Annotated in this window: 20 protein-coding genes, 1 tRNA gene, 1 pseudogene and 1 riboswitch; of the genes and pseudogenes, 8 read left to right on the forward strand and 14 right to left on the reverse strand. The window is 35.7% G+C overall.

Features of this window, described 5'->3' with window-relative positions:
• Nucleotides 1–100 precede the first annotated feature (100 nt).
• The 5 genes from FI644_RS23835 to FI644_RS23850 all read right to left on the reverse strand — a co-directional run bounded on the left by FI644_RS23835 (nucleotide 101) and on the right by FI644_RS23850 (nucleotide 4,261).
• Nucleotides 101–805, reverse strand: coding sequence for a LutC/YkgG family protein (locus FI644_RS23835; protein WP_053477511.1), 705 nt, complete (start codon nucleotides 803–805; stop codon nucleotides 101–103).
• 2 nt (nucleotides 806–807) lie between these two features.
• A complete protein-coding gene (locus FI644_RS23840; RefSeq protein ID WP_053475804.1) occupies nucleotides 808–2,232 on the reverse strand; it encodes a LutB/LldF family L-lactate oxidation iron-sulfur protein in 1,425 nt (474 codons plus the stop codon).
• 40 nt (nucleotides 2,233–2,272) lie between these two features.
• Entirely contained in the window at nucleotides 2,273–2,989 is a 717-nt protein-coding gene (locus tag FI644_RS23845) for a (Fe-S)-binding protein (RefSeq protein WP_053475803.1), read from the reverse strand.
• A gap of 667 nt (nucleotides 2,990–3,656) precedes the next feature.
• On the reverse strand, nucleotides 3,657–3,797 hold the full coding sequence (locus FI644_RS26665) for a hypothetical protein (protein WP_156319107.1): 141 nt from the start codon (nucleotides 3,795–3,797) through the stop codon (nucleotides 3,657–3,659).
• Nucleotides 3,798–3,844: 47 nt separating this feature from the next.
• Nucleotides 3,845–4,261: an ArpU family phage packaging/lysis transcriptional regulator gene (locus FI644_RS23850; RefSeq protein ID WP_056684387.1), complete on the reverse strand. Its 417-nt coding sequence runs from the start codon at nucleotides 4,259–4,261 to the stop codon at nucleotides 3,845–3,847.
• 222 nt (nucleotides 4,262–4,483) lie between these two features.
• Between FI644_RS23850 and FI644_RS23855 the strand changes: the two genes are divergently transcribed.
• On the forward strand, nucleotides 4,484–4,996 hold the full coding sequence (locus tag FI644_RS23855; protein WP_142108889.1) for a DUF3231 family protein: 513 nt from the start codon (nucleotides 4,484–4,486) through the stop codon (nucleotides 4,994–4,996).
• A 185-nt stretch (nucleotides 4,997–5,181) separates the two neighbouring features.
• A complete protein-coding gene (locus FI644_RS23860) occupies nucleotides 5,182–5,721 on the forward strand; it encodes a GNAT family N-acetyltransferase (protein WP_053475801.1) in 540 nt (179 codons plus the stop codon).
• Nucleotides 5,722–5,939: 218 nt separating this feature from the next.
• Here the strand turns inward: FI644_RS23860 and FI644_RS23870 are convergent, their stop codons facing one another.
• Both FI644_RS23870 and FI644_RS23875 read right to left on the reverse strand, forming a co-directional pair.
• Nucleotides 5,940–7,763 (reverse strand): reverse transcriptase/maturase family protein, encoded by a 1,824-nt coding sequence (locus FI644_RS23870; RefSeq protein WP_053477617.1) that lies wholly within the window; start codon nucleotides 7,761–7,763, stop codon nucleotides 5,940–5,942.
• Nucleotides 7,764–8,349: 586 nt separating this feature from the next.
• A complete protein-coding gene (locus FI644_RS23875; RefSeq protein WP_053475800.1) occupies nucleotides 8,350–8,559 on the reverse strand; it encodes a hypothetical protein in 210 nt (69 codons plus the stop codon).
• 176 nt (nucleotides 8,560–8,735) lie between these two features.
• Between FI644_RS23875 and FI644_RS23880 the strand changes: the two genes are divergently transcribed.
• The 3 genes from FI644_RS23880 (at nucleotide 8,736) to FI644_RS23885 (ending at nucleotide 9,850) form a co-directional block, all read left to right on the forward strand.
• On the forward strand, nucleotides 8,736–8,870 hold the full coding sequence (locus FI644_RS23880) for an aspartyl-phosphate phosphatase Spo0E family protein (protein WP_246067097.1): 135 nt from the start codon (nucleotides 8,736–8,738) through the stop codon (nucleotides 8,868–8,870).
• 136 nt (nucleotides 8,871–9,006) lie between these two features.
• Nucleotides 9,007–9,162, forward strand: coding sequence for a hypothetical protein (locus FI644_RS26550; protein WP_172797637.1), 156 nt, complete (start codon nucleotides 9,007–9,009; stop codon nucleotides 9,160–9,162).
• A gap of 445 nt (nucleotides 9,163–9,607) precedes the next feature.
• A complete protein-coding gene (locus FI644_RS23885; protein WP_053475799.1) occupies nucleotides 9,608–9,850 on the forward strand; it encodes a hypothetical protein in 243 nt (80 codons plus the stop codon).
• Here the strand turns inward: FI644_RS23885 and FI644_RS23890 are convergent, their stop codons facing one another.
• Nucleotides 9,851–10,177, reverse strand: a complete 327-nt coding sequence (locus tag FI644_RS23890; protein WP_231690056.1) for a hypothetical protein — start codon at nucleotides 10,175–10,177, stop codon at nucleotides 9,851–9,853.
• Between the two features lie 264 nt (nucleotides 10,178–10,441).
• A riboswitch (cyclic di-GMP riboswitch) is annotated at nucleotides 10,442–10,527 on the forward strand.
• 300 nt (nucleotides 10,528–10,827) lie between these two features.
• Nucleotides 10,828–11,253 (reverse strand): YopX family protein, encoded by a 426-nt coding sequence (locus FI644_RS23895; RefSeq protein ID WP_075209135.1) that lies wholly within the window; start codon nucleotides 11,251–11,253, stop codon nucleotides 10,828–10,830.
• Nucleotides 11,254–11,370: 117 nt separating this feature from the next.
• Here FI644_RS23895 and FI644_RS27215 point away from each other — a divergent pair, with 117 nt between their 5' ends.
• Nucleotides 11,371–11,505 carry a hypothetical protein gene (locus FI644_RS27215; RefSeq protein ID WP_256376274.1) on the forward strand — a complete coding sequence of 45 codons (135 nt, stop codon included), beginning with the start codon at nucleotides 11,371–11,373 and terminating at the stop codon, nucleotides 11,503–11,505.
• A 67-nt stretch (nucleotides 11,506–11,572) separates the two neighbouring features.
• Here the strand turns inward: FI644_RS27215 and FI644_RS23900 are convergent, their stop codons facing one another.
• Genes FI644_RS23900 through FI644_RS26560 form a run of 4 tightly spaced genes read right to left on the reverse strand, consistent with a single transcriptional unit; the run spans nucleotide 11,573 to nucleotide 12,413 of the window.
• Nucleotides 11,573–11,761: a hypothetical protein gene (locus FI644_RS23900; RefSeq protein WP_053475797.1), complete on the reverse strand. Its 189-nt coding sequence runs from the start codon at nucleotides 11,759–11,761 to the stop codon at nucleotides 11,573–11,575.
• Entirely contained in the window at nucleotides 11,758–12,036 is a 279-nt protein-coding gene (locus tag FI644_RS23905; protein WP_056684378.1) for a hypothetical protein, read from the reverse strand. The genes FI644_RS23900 and FI644_RS23905 overlap by 4 nt, the downstream gene beginning before the upstream one ends.
• 12 nt (nucleotides 12,037–12,048) lie before the next feature.
• Nucleotides 12,049–12,195 (reverse strand): hypothetical protein, encoded by a 147-nt coding sequence (locus FI644_RS26555; protein WP_156341142.1) that lies wholly within the window; start codon nucleotides 12,193–12,195, stop codon nucleotides 12,049–12,051.
• Complete coding sequence (locus FI644_RS26560; protein WP_056684375.1) at nucleotides 12,192–12,413, reverse strand: hypothetical protein; 222 nt, start codon at nucleotides 12,411–12,413, stop codon at nucleotides 12,192–12,194. The genes FI644_RS26555 and FI644_RS26560 overlap by 4 nt, the downstream gene beginning before the upstream one ends.
• 189 nt (nucleotides 12,414–12,602) lie before the next feature.
• On the opposite strand from FI644_RS26560, the pseudogene FI644_RS23910 reads away from it, so the two are divergent.
• Nucleotides 12,603–13,345 (forward strand): annotated as a pseudogene (locus FI644_RS23910) (site-specific integrase); the annotation flags it as partial.
• Nucleotides 13,346–13,462: 117 nt separating this feature from the next.
• Here the strand turns inward: FI644_RS23910 and FI644_RS26565 are convergent.
• A tRNA-Sec gene (locus FI644_RS26565) sits at nucleotides 13,463–13,559 on the reverse strand.
• A gap of 142 nt (nucleotides 13,560–13,701) precedes the next feature.
• Between FI644_RS26565 and FI644_RS23915 the strand changes: the two genes are divergently transcribed.
• The gene (locus FI644_RS23915; protein ID WP_056684369.1) at nucleotides 13,702–14,130 is read left to right on the forward strand and encodes a DUF2621 domain-containing protein; all 429 of its coding nucleotides are present in this window, start codon (nucleotides 13,702–13,704) and stop codon (nucleotides 14,128–14,130) included.
• Nucleotides 14,131–14,178 lie beyond the last annotated feature (48 nt).

Genomic DNA, 14,178 nt, shown 5'->3' on the forward strand with positions numbered 1-14,178 from the left:
TCTAAATCAACAACATTTGTACAGATTTAATATATTTTATATCTGCTGAATCTACAAATAGGTCTAAAGACACCCATCCCCTTCAATTAAATATCTATAATTAGAGATCATTAATTACAATATAATACGCCTTAACAGGCCCATGAACGCCAACAACTAATTTCAGTTCAATATCCGCTGAATTGCTTGGTCCAGTAATAAAATTAATACAGGATGAAACCTGACCTGTAGTATGATAGATTTCTCTCATTTTCACAGCTGCTTGTGTAATCCGCGGAACGATTGAACTTTTTGGGATGAGAGCAATGTATGCCGAAGGTAAAAAGCTTACCGTTCTGCCTTTGTTTTTATCCGTAAATAAAACGACTGTTCCGGATTCTGCAAGTGTAATTTCACTAATGGTAATACCTATATTCGCTTTTTCGGCTATTTTAATGTTTTCCTCGTCCTTTGTGGGATTCCACTCATAGCTTTCCCATTCCTCTTTTAGAAAAGTATCTAATCCCCACTGGGAAAAACGTTTATCCTTCCAAGTAACAATGGGACCGCCGCCATATCCTGATACAACATCTTTTAAGACAGCAGGTAAATTTTTAAGAGCAGTAATGCAAAAACTTGTATGGATTTTCTTACATTGTTCCTTTAACACATCCAATAATTCGTCCTGTGTGGCATTTTTTAATACTTCTTTTTGAGGGCGATATTTCCACTGCGGTCTCACTATCGTAGAGGAGATTCGCTTTCGTCCAAGCCGATCAGCAATTTGATTCAAAAATTCATCGCGATTTTGTATCATATTCGAAATCATTAATAATCCTCCTTTGCACGATTTTTGAACCAATCCCTAAATCTTTCTTTATTTGGCGCAGGGAATTCACGAATTTCTGTCCATGCTTTTAATGGTCCTGGACCGCTTGAAATCTTGTCTCCTATGGTAAAAGGATTCATAGCCGCCGGTGCAATTTTGGAGCCAATTTTATATAAAGCTGGTGATGCAGCCCCTAAGCCAAATGCCTTCATTGCCAGCTTTTCAGATATTGGTGCTTTTCCTTCTCTTTCAACAATAACTTCACGATGTTTATGAAGGAGCTGATGCAAAGGGATTTTCACTGGACAGACCTCTGTACATGCCCCGCAAAGTGTTGATGCATAAGGGAGTTCTTTGTAATCGTCATAGCCTCCTAATAAAGGAGAGAGAACGGCACCAATAGGACCTGAATAAATCGAACCATAGGAATGGCCGCCTACATGGCGATAGACAGGACAGACATTTACACAAGCAGCACAGCGAATACACTGCAAGATGGATTGAAATTCCCCGCCAAGAATATTGGATCTGCCATTATCTAAAATGACTAGATGAAAATCTTCAGGTCCATCGACTTCCATTTCTGCTTTTGGTCCTGTAAACAAGGTGATATAGCTTGTTAATTTTTGACCGACCGCACTCCTAGTTAAAAGAGAGACGAGAACTTCCATTTCTTCAAAGGTTGGAACAATTCGTTCCATCCCCATAACCGTAATTAGTGTTTTGGGCAAAGCAGTAACTAAATCTGCATTTCCCTCATTTGTTACTAAACAGATGGAACCTGTTTCAGCCACAGCAAAATTACAGCCTGTAATACCAATATCTGCAATTAAATATTCCTTTCTCAGCATTTTACGGGCATGCCATGCAAGTTCCTCAGGCTTAGCTGACTTTTTATAACCAAGTTTTTTTGTAAATACCTCTTGAACTTGTTCTTTATTTTTATGTAAAGCTGGTGCAATAATATGTGAAGGCGGATCATGATCATCAATTTGGAGGATGTATTCTCCAAGATCTGTTTCGACTACTTCACAGCCGGCATTTTCCAGGACTGAATTTAAATTTATCTCTTCTGTCACCATCGATTTTGATTTGACAACTTTCTTCGCTTTTTTCTTTTGGGCTACTTCTCGTATATAATCATTTGCTTCTTCCTTCGTTCGAGCAAAAAAGACGTGCCCTCCACATCTTGCTATATTTTCGCTTAATTGCTCTAAGTAATAGTCCAAGTGTGCTAACACATGCTGCCGTATTTCCTCTCCATGGGAACGCCATTCCTCCCAGTTGCCAAGTTCATCAGCCGCTTCCTGCCTTCTCTGTCCGATCCCATCCTGTGCACTCGCGACAGCACCACGCATAAATGAATCATGGATTCCTTTATCCACACGGTTCTTAAATTCTTCTGAACCTATTTTCATCGGCATACACGATTCCCCCAATATCATTTACTCATTTAAATGCACATTAACGGCTATTTAATACTTCAGCAATATGGAGAACCTTTATCGGTTTTCCTTTTCTATCAATTCTCCCGCCAATATTCATTAAGCATCCAGCATCAGCCCCAATTAAATAATCCGCTTGTGTTTCTTCAATATGTGTGACTTTTTCATCTACCATTTGCTCTGATATTTGAGCCATTTTAACCGAGAATGTTCCGCCAAAGCCGCAGCACTTTTCCTTTCCAGGCAATTCAGTCATTCTCAGACCCTCTACATTGTTTAATAGAATCATCGGTGCTTTTTTTACACCTAGTAATCTCGTCATATGGCACGACGTATGGTAAGTCGCACTCCCATCAAATCTAGCTCCAACATCCTCGACCTTTAATACATCCACTATGAATTGTGTTAGTTCATATGTTTTTTCAGCTAGTTCCCTTGCTCTATGTTCCCAAATAGGATCATCTTTAAAAATACGCGGGTATTCATGGAACATATATGCGCAAGATCCAGATGGTGAAACGACATAATCCGCATCTGCAAAGGTTTCAATCATTCGTTTCATTGCTTCTTTGGATTCTTTTATATAGCCGCTATTATAAGATGGCTGACCGCAGCAAACTTGAGATTCCGGAAAATCAATCTCACATCCTAATTTTTCAAGCAGCTCAACCGTCGCTTTTCCCACATTGCTCTGAAACAAATCAACAAGGCATGTTGCAAATAAACTTACCTTCATTTTTCATCCATCCCTTTAGTAGACTTACATTTTATATATTTTTGTTTCATTATATAGTATGTTTAATTAGTTTTGAATATATTTTTCTGAATATTCCATACTTTATACAAAGTAGACACTCCTATATCAGAGTATCAAGGATTTCTCAGTAATCAGTCATTGTCTCGTTAAAAACTTTGATGCAGTTGAATAGCAGCTTGCACTCTTAACAAAGGCTCAGTAAATGTAAATATTTCTAAGTGCTAGAAACCGAGGTCTATCATTCTGTTCGTTGATCCAATTACATAAAAACACACCTGTTTAAAAAAGGTGTGTTTAACATATATATTGAATTATTTATCGGTCCCTTCAAACTTTCTTATCTTTCTAATTCGGTGAAAGATAAGATCACTATCCCTTCAATTCCTACCGCAGGTATCTCAATTGCAGTTACATTGGTAATTGTCTTAGCAGTTACACTGCTAAGATCAAGGAATTTAACTAATTGAAATTCTAAAATAATCTCTTTATTATTACTAATTTCAACAGTCTTTCAAGCTGAACAGCATCTTATGAAACTGCAATTTGTTACGGCTTGTTCCAAATTCCCTATCTCTTGAATAAAACGATCACGTGATGATAAATCTAACCTTCAATTTGGTTGAAAATAAATAGGAACTGGATTCTTTTAAGGTGTAGGACAATCCTCAACCACTAATTCACCATTCCCTAGTTGTGTGGTAGAAGCAACGAATGTGTTGTTATTTCCAGTGATAACGACTGAAATAGTCTTATTATTCATTACACCGTTTAAATTGAGTGTATACATTGGGTTTGGTCCAAACAATAAAGGGTTATTAGTTGTACCTTGGCCTGTTATTTGAACGATATTACCAGGGCAATCGGTTTAAATTTACGATGGTAATATGATTCACTCATGCCTAGTTGGTTATAGACTTCATAATCGTAAGCTTCTTCTTCGCCTAAATATCTGATGAATAAAGCTTCCCGTTCCTTGGGTGATAATCTATTTACTGCCTTTCGAAACCATTCTACATATTCGATACGCTCACGTTCTTCATCTGCCCTTTGTATGGCTATATCCTCAGTTGTTGAATGAAATCCATTGGTGTTTGATGGTGGAACAAGGGAATATGTAGCCGTTATCTTAGGAAGTTTTTCTTCTGGAACAGTGAGTAAATATATGCGATAAGTTTCAATCGCTTCTTCAACGTTTTGCTGCGTAGCTTCTCTATCTATTTCAGGAAGCTTAAATGTTAATTGTTTTCCCACCAAATGGATCCCTCCCGTGTTAAAATAGAAGTGGGTATAGTCAGGAGAAATCCTGGCTTTTTTATTTTCTTACTCAACAGAACCTACCTTGTGTTTATTAATTTCTACGCAAACAAATTTTGGTATATTTTTTAATTACCGTTGAAAACTAATCCTTGTGGATATGAATATCCAACAAAAAGGAGAAAGCTAATAATGTCTTTCAATTTAAGGAGTGTTTTCATGGGAATTCTAAGCGGTAACCCTCAAAATGAACCTATGCATTATGGTGAAGTCTTTGGTGCTTGGAGCTACTTATCTGTAGCTAAAGGTCTTCATGCTGGCTACCAAATCTTTGCTAATCACACAGGTGATGATGACCTCAAAAAACTTATTGAAGAGGCAATTCAAGGTTTGAAACAGGAAATTAGCCAAACCGAAGAGCTTCTGAAAGTAAAGGGAGTAGGACTCCCTCCTACACCCCCAGATCGTCCAACTGCTGATCTCGAAAGTATCCCTGTAGGAGCAAGATTTGCAGACCCTGAAATTAGTGCTTCAATTTCAAAAGATATTGCTGCTGGTCTTGTAGCATGTAGCCAAATAATTGGACAATACATTCGTGAAGATATCGCCTTAATGTTCGGTCAATTTCACACAGCAAAAACTCTTCTAGGTGCAAAATTCTTAAAACTTAACAAGGAAAAAGGTTGGTTAATCCCACCGCCACTACACTTACAAACACCTGAAAATAAATAATTTTCTAAGAAAAAAGTCCATTTCCCAAATCCTCTTGGACTTTGTTTTTTTATACACATCTATCATTTAGTTCACTTTAAGCTCGCACTGCGTATAAATTGATTTTATGAAATATTTTTTCCTTTCAAAAAACGTTTTTTCTTTCTGATATAATGTAATGTATTAAATAGTGAAAGGAAGATTAGATGCTTAAAAGTGAAAATATTTATCTTAGACCTTTTATTCTCTCGGATGCTGACGAATTACTACTTTTGCGAAATAAAAATCGCTCATTTCTTGAGAAATATTCAATGACTCGTCCTACTACTTACTGGTCTTTAGAAGCACAGCAAGAATTAATAGTAAAATGGGAACAAAACAAACAAAAAGATATTGAATACTATTTTGGCATCTATAAAGTAAATGATCATAAACTCATTGGCACTATCAGCTTATTCCAAGTTATGCGTGGACCTCAACAAAGGGCTTTCATTGGATATGACTTAGATCAAGAACATAACGGCAACGGTTTTACCACAGAAGCAGCTAAGTTAATCGTCAATTATGCTTTTGAAACCCTTAACTTACATAGAATAGAAGCTGGAGTAATGCCACATAACATCGGATCAATAAGAGTTTTAGAAAAAGCTGGTTTTCATAAAGAAGGAATAGCAATAAAAAATGTTAAAATTAACGGCATTTGGGAAGATCATCAAGTGTTAGCTATTATAAATCCAAATGAATAGCGTTGTTAATTCCTATTAGATAGCTGACTAGTTAAATTTGTTCCACTCATATGTAAATACTATGAGTGGTTTTTTCTTCATTGTTTACTGCACATAATCGGTCAAAATACTATTAGTAGGATAAGCGCCCAGCGCCTTGTCATATTGCTATGATAGGTTTCCAAACGCTCTCCTCCGAACCGTACGTACACCTCTCGATGTATACGGCTCTCCATTTGTCAATCTAGTCTTCCAGCGTGTAAGTCTACATGGCACTCTTTACACAGTGTCATGGTTTTTCTTCTTCTCGCTATCATATTTTGCTCCCATAACTTTTTGCCTTTAAGGTCTTTTATTTTCCTCACATGGTGAACTTCGATGGGTACGTTCTCAGCTCCGCACCATTCACATTTATTCGCAAGTAGGCGCTCTACTAAGCTAGTCCTTCCACCGTACATAGCTGTTTGCTCTCTAAAATCCATTCCTTCTTCTCTTAAAACGGATAGGTTGTATTTAAAACCTTTGCTATAAAATAGTCGGATTTTAACACCCTGTTTGGTTTCAAATTTTACACCCAAATCCTTATGAACTCTGTATTTACTAGCCATTTTACCTACCGATGACTTATATTTCTGAGCCATTGTTCTAAGAAAGCTAAATTTCATTACATAATAATAGCTATGAAGATTGCTAACATTGAAAGCCATTCTGTAATAATTATATAGTCCTTCAATTTCGCTGTTGTACGTACTGATTATTTCAATATCTTCAAGATTACTTAAGTAGGTACGGTGTATTGGCTTCCAGATATGTCCGAAGGACACTCTAAGCGCACCTAGAGATAATAATTTGTTAATCCATTTCTCTCTAGGTAGACTGAGATAGCATTTACCTTTTGCAGATTTGCGAGTAATTTTCTGTCCCTTGAAAGTACCTCCTTTGAGGGATTCATCCTGCGAAATCATGATGTCATATCCTAAGAAACGTGCTTTCTTCTTGTTATGGGTAATTAGGGTTTTCTCTTGTGATAGCTCTAAGTTAAGCTTTTCCTTTAGATATCTTGTTAGGTCTTCCTTAACCTTTTCGGCGTCCTGTTTACTTCCTATAATTCCTATAAGGAAATCATCGGCATATCTTACGTACTGTATTCTTCGGAAATTAGGGTCATTCTGAACCGTTCTCCGCATAGTACCTCGTAAGTTGTACAGGTTTTTGATTTCCTGTTTGTAATTAAACCTATTTTCTTCCGTAAGATTTTGCCATTCGTTGTGAAGTGTTTTCTTGAGTTCATGTATTTTTTTGCTTATTTTCATGTACTCCTTATTAGCTGCTCTTTTGGTTCCTTTATCGAAGGAAGCTTTATATTCCTCGATATAAATGTCCAATTCGTTTAAATAGATATTAGATAATATTGGGCTGATTATCCCACCTTGTGGGGTTCCACTGTATGTTTGGTGAAATTTCCAATCCTCAAGATAGCCAGCTTTTAAGAACTTCCATATTAGATTAATAAACTTTTCGTCCTTTATTCTTTTGCGAAGAATGTTTATTAAAATATGGTGGTCAATATTATCAAAGAATCCTTTGATGTCACCTTCTACAAACCACTTTGTATGTGTTAAAGTATTTTTACATTGTAGAAGTGCTGTGTGACAGCTTCTTCTTGGTCTAAATCCATGTGAATTGGGTGAAAAAGCAGGTTCATATATCTCTTCCAATAAGTTTCTAACTACCTCTTGAACAAGCTTATCTTCAAAAGACGGAATTCCTAGAGGTCTTTTTCCTCCGTTACTCTTGGGAATATACACACGTTTTGCAGGCACTGGACTATAGGTTTGATTTCTTAGGCTCTCGATAATACGTTCAATTCTTTCAATGCTCATACCATCAACTGTCTTTCCATCAGAACCAGCAGTCATATTCCCTGTTTTGGCATATATTTTCCCATAAGCTTTGAGAAAAAATTCAGGATTGTATAGATTCCTATACAAGCGTTCAAATTGATATCCTTTTATTTTCGCTTTGGAAGATAGAGTGTTTAACACTAATATCGGATTTCTCATAATGCCTCCCGCATTGACCCATTTTCGTATCAAACTCGACAAACTGTTTCCCTTCGCCATGTAATAGGCTTTCCCTATCTCAGACTACTACGGAAACTCCGTTACCCTATTGGATATTCAGATACAACTATCATAGCCTCAAAAGGCTTTCCAACTTAGGTAATCCCCATTTAGACAGATAAAAACATAGCTTATTGTAATGTCGGAAGTGACTTTCGTCTGTTTCTACTGATGGTAGATGGAAGAATATGATTCACTTGGTTTGGTGCAGTGTTCCAACACCTCCCCCATATTCTCATGAAGTTTCAGATTCCATTCTTCATGCGCAAGCATCATCGTCCTTAGACTATCATTCAAGCAGTATAGCTTTCTTCCTTATTTACATATTTCATCTAGCCATTCAGTCGTGACGTAGAATCTCGCCAACTTATGGCATTATTCACCATGCTACACTCCCCGTCTGGTTTCCCTTTCGGATAAGATGATTGATGATAGGTATAGATTGTGAATTTTAACCTACGCTGTTGCCACACAGCGAATTCTTATCTGCCCTTATGGGCGCACAACACTTTGCTTATCCAGTTAATTAACCCCAGTGACCATTTTGATCTACATAAGGTTCATCAGTGTTATTAACAAGATACTTTGGTTCTCCGCGCTTACCTACGACTAATCTATTTTTCAAGATTATTTCGTGTACTTCGCGTAAATTCGCTCTTTGCGGTTCTGGCAACTTTTCTATATCTTCATTTTTAATAATAGTAAACTTCATATTCATTCCTTCTAAATTTGCCACTTGCTATTTCCTCCTAAATAAATAAATTACTCTTTAGTTTTTCGAAAACACATATTTTGTCGGTAATATTCTTTTATTGTCGAAGTAGTTCAATTATTATCCTTTTTCTGAAATAATTGTCTAATTACTTTTAACTTTTAAGGAGGAGAATAATGTGTCGTTCCTGTCGTGAACTTATGAAAGAGATTCATCTTTATAGAAATACCCTAATAAAAACTGGTTTAAAGAAAGGTTTGACAGATCCTATGACTATAAAATTTAGTCAGATACTGGATGAACTAATTTTCAGATTCCAGTCCAAATGCAAATAGCAATTCTTATTAAATTTTTGAAAAGGCAATTAAGTTAACTAATAAAGATTCAAATAAAAATTACTAACAGTTCCTGAATTTTTTTGTAACTTTGAACAAATAATAAATTTGATAATATTTCAAGGAGATGAAATAATTGTCTTTTAACAAAAATATTAAAAGTATTTTAGGTGTTGATGTACGTGCTCGTTTTTCGACTGACAATAAGATTTATGACCCTTTTAAAAACCCTATTATACATAAACGGGTAGATGGACTAGATATTGTACCTATTGATACGACAAGATTGTGAGGGAAATAATTTTCTACTTTTAGAAATAACACAACATTAAAGATATGTGGATTTTCACCACGCAAGACAAATCTCCCATCACATAATACTTTTCATATGAGTTCTTTGAACAGTGTTTATTTTTTGTTTTTGGGTTTTTTAAAATAATGAGCTATTATCTAATCCACTATATTTAAGCTCTACAGGGCAAGACTCCCAAAATCTAATCAACCTTTACACATGCTTGCCCTGTAAATGTATTTAGTGAAAAAGCACATTTTTAATTTAACTTGTACAATTTTAGTAGGATTGAATACAATATATTGATTGATTCACATCCTGAGGTGCACCTCTTAGCAGACACTAGCTAGTGTCTGCTTCTGTATTTACATAATTACTCTTGTGTTTAGTAAATTTTAGTAGTTTGCTATAATAATCTTGAACTAATAGAAAAGGGTGATTCATTATGAAAATCTTAGAACTAGATGAAAAGAAGTTAGGTCAGCAATTACTTGCAGCACCTCTTACCTCACACCAGGCTAACCACAAATGGATTAAATCCACTATGCAAGACTACATATTGCCTTCTGAGGAAAATTTAGAAGGTCAATTTGTACATGACCTATACACTAAAGATACGCAGAGTATTATTGACAAATGGTATGGTGGTAAAGAAGGCGCTGCAAAGTTAATACATAACAGATCTTAATCAAATCAACATCTCATGTTCAAAAAGACTTACATCAGCAGGCTGTAATGGTGGAGGTATTCTTTCTCTGGATAACTGGAGCAATGGAAGGCCTCTTTTTCTGCTTAAACAAATTTTCTTAAATCCTGCTGCGTGAAAAGTTCCGCCTTTTAGATGCTTCCCTACATAGGTGATAACTCCATCCTTTGGAGGTTCGCCCCATCTGGCTGCAGTAACACCTAAAGCTAGGACAATTAGATGTGAAGAAAGAAAATCCCCTTCATTTCTATACAGTGTACATTCCCATGCATCTAAACTATCATCACGAATCCCTTTCCATGTAACCATAATGCTTTTTCATCCTTTGATAATAGGACCAAATTTTTACCTGGCCGGCAAAACTTATTAGTGCCTGGCTTCTGTCTTGTATAATGCCGATCAGCTAATTCAACAGCTCTTGGATCTCCTTTACTAACTTCAACCCAGCACAATCCTTTCACCTCGCTAGTAAACTTAATAATCCATAGGTTTCCATACCTAAACATTTCACTAAATGTAAATTTTTTATAAATATGACACCATATCACACCCTTTTTTAAAAAGATATGTTAACTTTATTAAGGGCAAATTTTACGAAAGTAAAAGACGCAAAGCTACGGGCCTAAAACATTTATTGTCATGGTAGCCGGGTTGCCAAGAATCTTTCTTGTATTTCTATCTGATATTGATCTCTTTCTAATTTGCCTAATTTTTACTAAGAGGGAGAAAAATGATATTTTATCCAACTTTTTTTTGTAACAATACTAAAGTAAGACATGCTGTAAAAGACAAACACCACTCAGAGTGTGGAATAAAATACAACCCATTTCCTACATTCACCCGAAATGATCTTAAAAATATAAAATTTAAACGATCTAATGAGATTAACTGTCCTGTATGCAGATCCATCATAAAATAATTGATGGATCTTTTTAGTTATTTTTAGGAAACATAATAATTCAAGAGTTGATTAACTCTGGATTTTCGTAAATGTTGCCGATGACTTCCCATTCAACTTCTATATCTGTCATATATTCTTGTGCAACAATTGCTAGGCATACACCAGAATGATATAGATCAAACATCCCATACTTATATTCAATAAACCCTGTTTTCTCTTCGTGATAATAACCACCTAGATAATGTTGTTCTCTTTTATAATTAACTCTGCAAATATCCCCCTCATAAATCTCCTTGCCGTTCTTGTCTTTTAGGCATGTGTATTGTCCGACTGATTCCCATTCAACAGGAACAGTGCCTTGGCCATCTTCTTCAATGTAAGCCAATTCATCTTCATAACTTAAAATCAAACTGCCAACAAACCATTTAATATCACCGTAATCTTCAATTGGTTTCTCTCGAAACTTAATCTCACGCACGTTCATTCCTCCTAACTACAGTGTCGATTTATATATTTAATTGTCTGATTTTTACGAATTTTACCCCTTATATAACTACCAATATTCGCTATAATAGGTTTGTATATGGAAAGGGGTGAAACTATGAAAAAGAAACTACTTTATATAGTAATTGCTTGTGGTTTTGTTATTACTGCTGCTACTTCTACACCATCTGCTGCTTCCGCATCCGGTTGTACTGTATGGAATAATCCATTACCTCATCCTTGTAGTCCTTAATAAAGTTGGAGCGCTAAGTTTTTAGCGCTTCATATTCCAAAATAATCTACTAAACACAATACAAAAACTATTTCTCAAATATGACTTTTCTTAAAACAGACATTACATATGGTTTTATCCGTACTGGAAGCCCTTCACGTTCCCATTTATTCACCGTTACATGGTCAACACCAATGAGATCCACAATCTTATATTTGGGAAGATTAACAGTCTTACAAACTGTATTAATCAATTCTTTAAAGTGCTGTGCGTTCATTGGGTTGCTTCTTTTGAACGAATTCGTATTGGTTCCATTGCGGCATGTTCAGGTTCCCATTTAGTTGCTACACTTCTTCTGAATAGTCTTTCTGATATTCCGTTTGATTCCGCAATGGCTTTCCATTTCTGCCAGGGATTTGTATATACTTTTACAGGTGTGTTAATTGTTCTTCGTTTACTCCATCCATACCTATAGAATCTTTGATATGCATTTTCCTTACTGATTCCGTTTTTCTCTGCAGTTTCAAAATCCTGATCAGTGAGATATTCCAAAGTGAGAACCTCCTAATCTTTCAAAATACCGGACTTTACAAATAACTTTCGCCAATTATGTTTACGGATTTCTTTACGACGGCGGGCAAGAGATTTGCCCAACCGACGTTTTTGTTTTTTCTTATTAGCCATTATTTGACTACCATTACTTTTGGTCATGCTTCAGTTTCATCCTCGATAGATAATTGACCATCTGGAACTGAGACATTCCCATTGCCGTCCACAGAATACTCAATTCCTTCATGGTCGTTTTTATAAAATTCCTCTATTGTCATTTGAGAAGGTTGCATTGTTAATGTTACGTTCGTGCCTGAATATGGATAGAATTTATCAATCTTCCCTTTGCATTGCCTGACAAACTTCTCCGAACTCTTCACCTAAAATCTTTAACCAATCTCCATCTGAGTGCCTTTGTCTGCCCCATTTTGTTTTGTCTAATTCTTTCTAAACCAACATCATTGAGGACATGATTTATATCTGCTGGAAAATTCACTTTCCAACCTCCTTGAAATATTCCCTACCAAAATGATTCACTATTTTCTCCATCATCTTAGGACCGATACCCGTTTGGGATATATAAAAAAGGCAAGTACAGCCCAAAACACGAAAGTGATATTGAACGCTCTGTAAAACTTGTAGAATTGCATTTTCCTGGGGTAATGATGAAAGATTTAAATCGAAATATGCACCAAAAATTCATTAATGAAATCGCCCCAAATTATGCTACGGAAACAGTAAGATACATCTCTCGTTATATCATCCTATTTGCTATTGCAACTGGAACACGCTTCTCAGAAATTCTAGGTTTAACCTGGGAATGCGTTGATTTAGTTAATCAAACTGTCACGATCAATAAAACTTGGGATGCTAAATACAAAAATGATTTTAGTGATACCAAAAATTATTCATCGAAACGTACCATCACAATAGATAAAGAGACCAGAGATTTACTTAGCATTTTAAAACATGAGCAAAAAGTGTTAGCTGCAAAAACAGGATTAAGAAATAAAAAGAACTTATGCTTTATAAACTCAAAGTTTGAACTTGTTACAAATAATGCTGTAAACAAAACACTTAAATCCCTCTGTCATAAGGTAGGTATAAAAGAAATAACTTGCCACGGATTACGACACACACATGCATCAATGTTACTTTATCAGGGTATTAACGTTAGATATATTTCTCGTCACTTGGTCATAATGATATCGTTACTACTTTACAAACTTATAGCCATATATTAGACGAGATGGAACAAAAAGAGTCACGCCTAGTAGACGTGACAATGGAAGAAGTTTATCGTGCAAAATAAATGCAAAAGTATTTCAAAATCTATCGAATTCTTTAGGATTCTGCGAAAATCCAAAAGAGTCATAAACGTTGATATATCTAGTATTAAACAAGTTCAATCGGGTTGTTTAGGATAATATGGCGGGACCGTCTGGGAATCGAACCCAGCTGACCAGGCACGCTGGTCACAGATAGTTTTGAAGACTACGGAGGACACCAGTACCCCATTCGACCCCATATTAGCCATATATAATTATATTATTTTAATATAAATCAATCAAGGGAAACCTACTAAAGTTTCTCTGAATTTGATTATCTTGTCTATATTTAGTCAACCGTTTATAATAAAGGCATTAATATTTATTTGTAGGTGAGAAAATGCAGCTTGAAGGTTGGTTCTTATGGTTTATTCTTTTTTGGATTGTCATATTTGCTGGTTCTATGGCCATTGGCGGTTTCTTTATGTTTCGCAAGTTTTTGAAGAAAATGCCGAAACAGGACGGCAAGTCAGATATGGATTGGGAAGAGCATTATGTTAGTAATACTAAGCATTTATGGGGACAAAAAGAAAAGAATTTACTAGAAGATTTAGTCAGTCCGGTTCCAGAATTATTTAGAGATGTAGCTCGTCATAAGATTGCAGGGAAAATCGGAGAGCTTGCCTTGAAGGAACAAGCAGGAACTATCGATCAAGATTTGGTCATTCGCGGGTATATTTTAGCTACACCTAAAAGAGATCATAAATTTTTGAGAAAAAAATTAACAGAAAATCAAATTAATTTGACACCATATGAACATTTATTTTAACCACTTCTGATCATTAAAGTGGTATCTATTTATCTATGTAAAAAGCCA

The sequence above is a fragment of the Cytobacillus solani genome, from assembly GCF_006704205.1.
GTDB classification, from domain to species: domain Bacteria; phylum Bacillota; class Bacilli; order Bacillales; family Cytobacillaceae; genus Cytobacillus; species Cytobacillus solani.

What these genes read in the sequence shown, in the direction of transcription:
- FI644_RS23840 (WP_053475804.1), bottom strand. Translation starts at nt 2,232, where the DNA reads ATGCCGATGAAAATAGGTTCAGAAGAATTTAAGAACCGTGTGGATAAA.
- FI644_RS23845 (WP_053475803.1), bottom strand. Translation starts at nt 2,989, where the DNA reads ATGAAGGTAAGTTTATTTGCAACATGCCTTGTTGATTTGTTTCAGAGC.
- FI644_RS26665 (WP_156319107.1), bottom strand. Translation starts at nt 3,797, where the DNA reads ATGTATACACTCAATTTAAACGGTGTAATGAATAATAAGACTATTTCA.
- FI644_RS23855 (WP_142108889.1), top strand. Translation starts at nt 4,484, where the DNA reads ATGGGAATTCTAAGCGGTAACCCTCAAAATGAACCTATGCATTATGGT.
- FI644_RS23860 (WP_053475801.1), top strand. Translation starts at nt 5,182, where the DNA reads ATGCTTAAAAGTGAAAATATTTATCTTAGACCTTTTATTCTCTCGGAT.
- FI644_RS23870 (WP_053477617.1), bottom strand. Translation starts at nt 7,763, where the DNA reads ATGAGAAATCCGATATTAGTGTTAAACACTCTATCTTCCAAAGCGAAA.
- FI644_RS23880 (WP_246067097.1), top strand. Translation starts at nt 8,736, where the DNA reads ATGAAAGAGATTCATCTTTATAGAAATACCCTAATAAAAACTGGTTTA.
- FI644_RS23885 (WP_053475799.1), top strand. Translation starts at nt 9,608, where the DNA reads ATGAAAATCTTAGAACTAGATGAAAAGAAGTTAGGTCAGCAATTACTT.
- FI644_RS23890 (WP_231690056.1), bottom strand. Translation starts at nt 10,177, where the DNA reads ATGGTTACATGGAAAGGGATTCGTGATGATAGTTTAGATGCATGGGAA.
- FI644_RS23895 (WP_075209135.1), bottom strand. Translation starts at nt 11,253, where the DNA reads ATGAACGTGCGTGAGATTAAGTTTCGAGAGAAACCAATTGAAGATTAC.
- FI644_RS27215 (WP_256376274.1), top strand. Translation starts at nt 11,371, where the DNA reads ATGAAAAAGAAACTACTTTATATAGTAATTGCTTGTGGTTTTGTTATT.
- FI644_RS23900 (WP_053475797.1), bottom strand. Translation starts at nt 11,761, where the DNA reads ATGAACGCACAGCACTTTAAAGAATTGATTAATACAGTTTGTAAGACT.
- FI644_RS26555 (WP_156341142.1), bottom strand. Translation starts at nt 12,195, where the DNA reads ATGACCAAAAGTAATGGTAGTCAAATAATGGCTAATAAGAAAAAACAA.
- FI644_RS23915 (WP_056684369.1), top strand. Translation starts at nt 13,702, where the DNA reads ATGCAGCTTGAAGGTTGGTTCTTATGGTTTATTCTTTTTTGGATTGTC.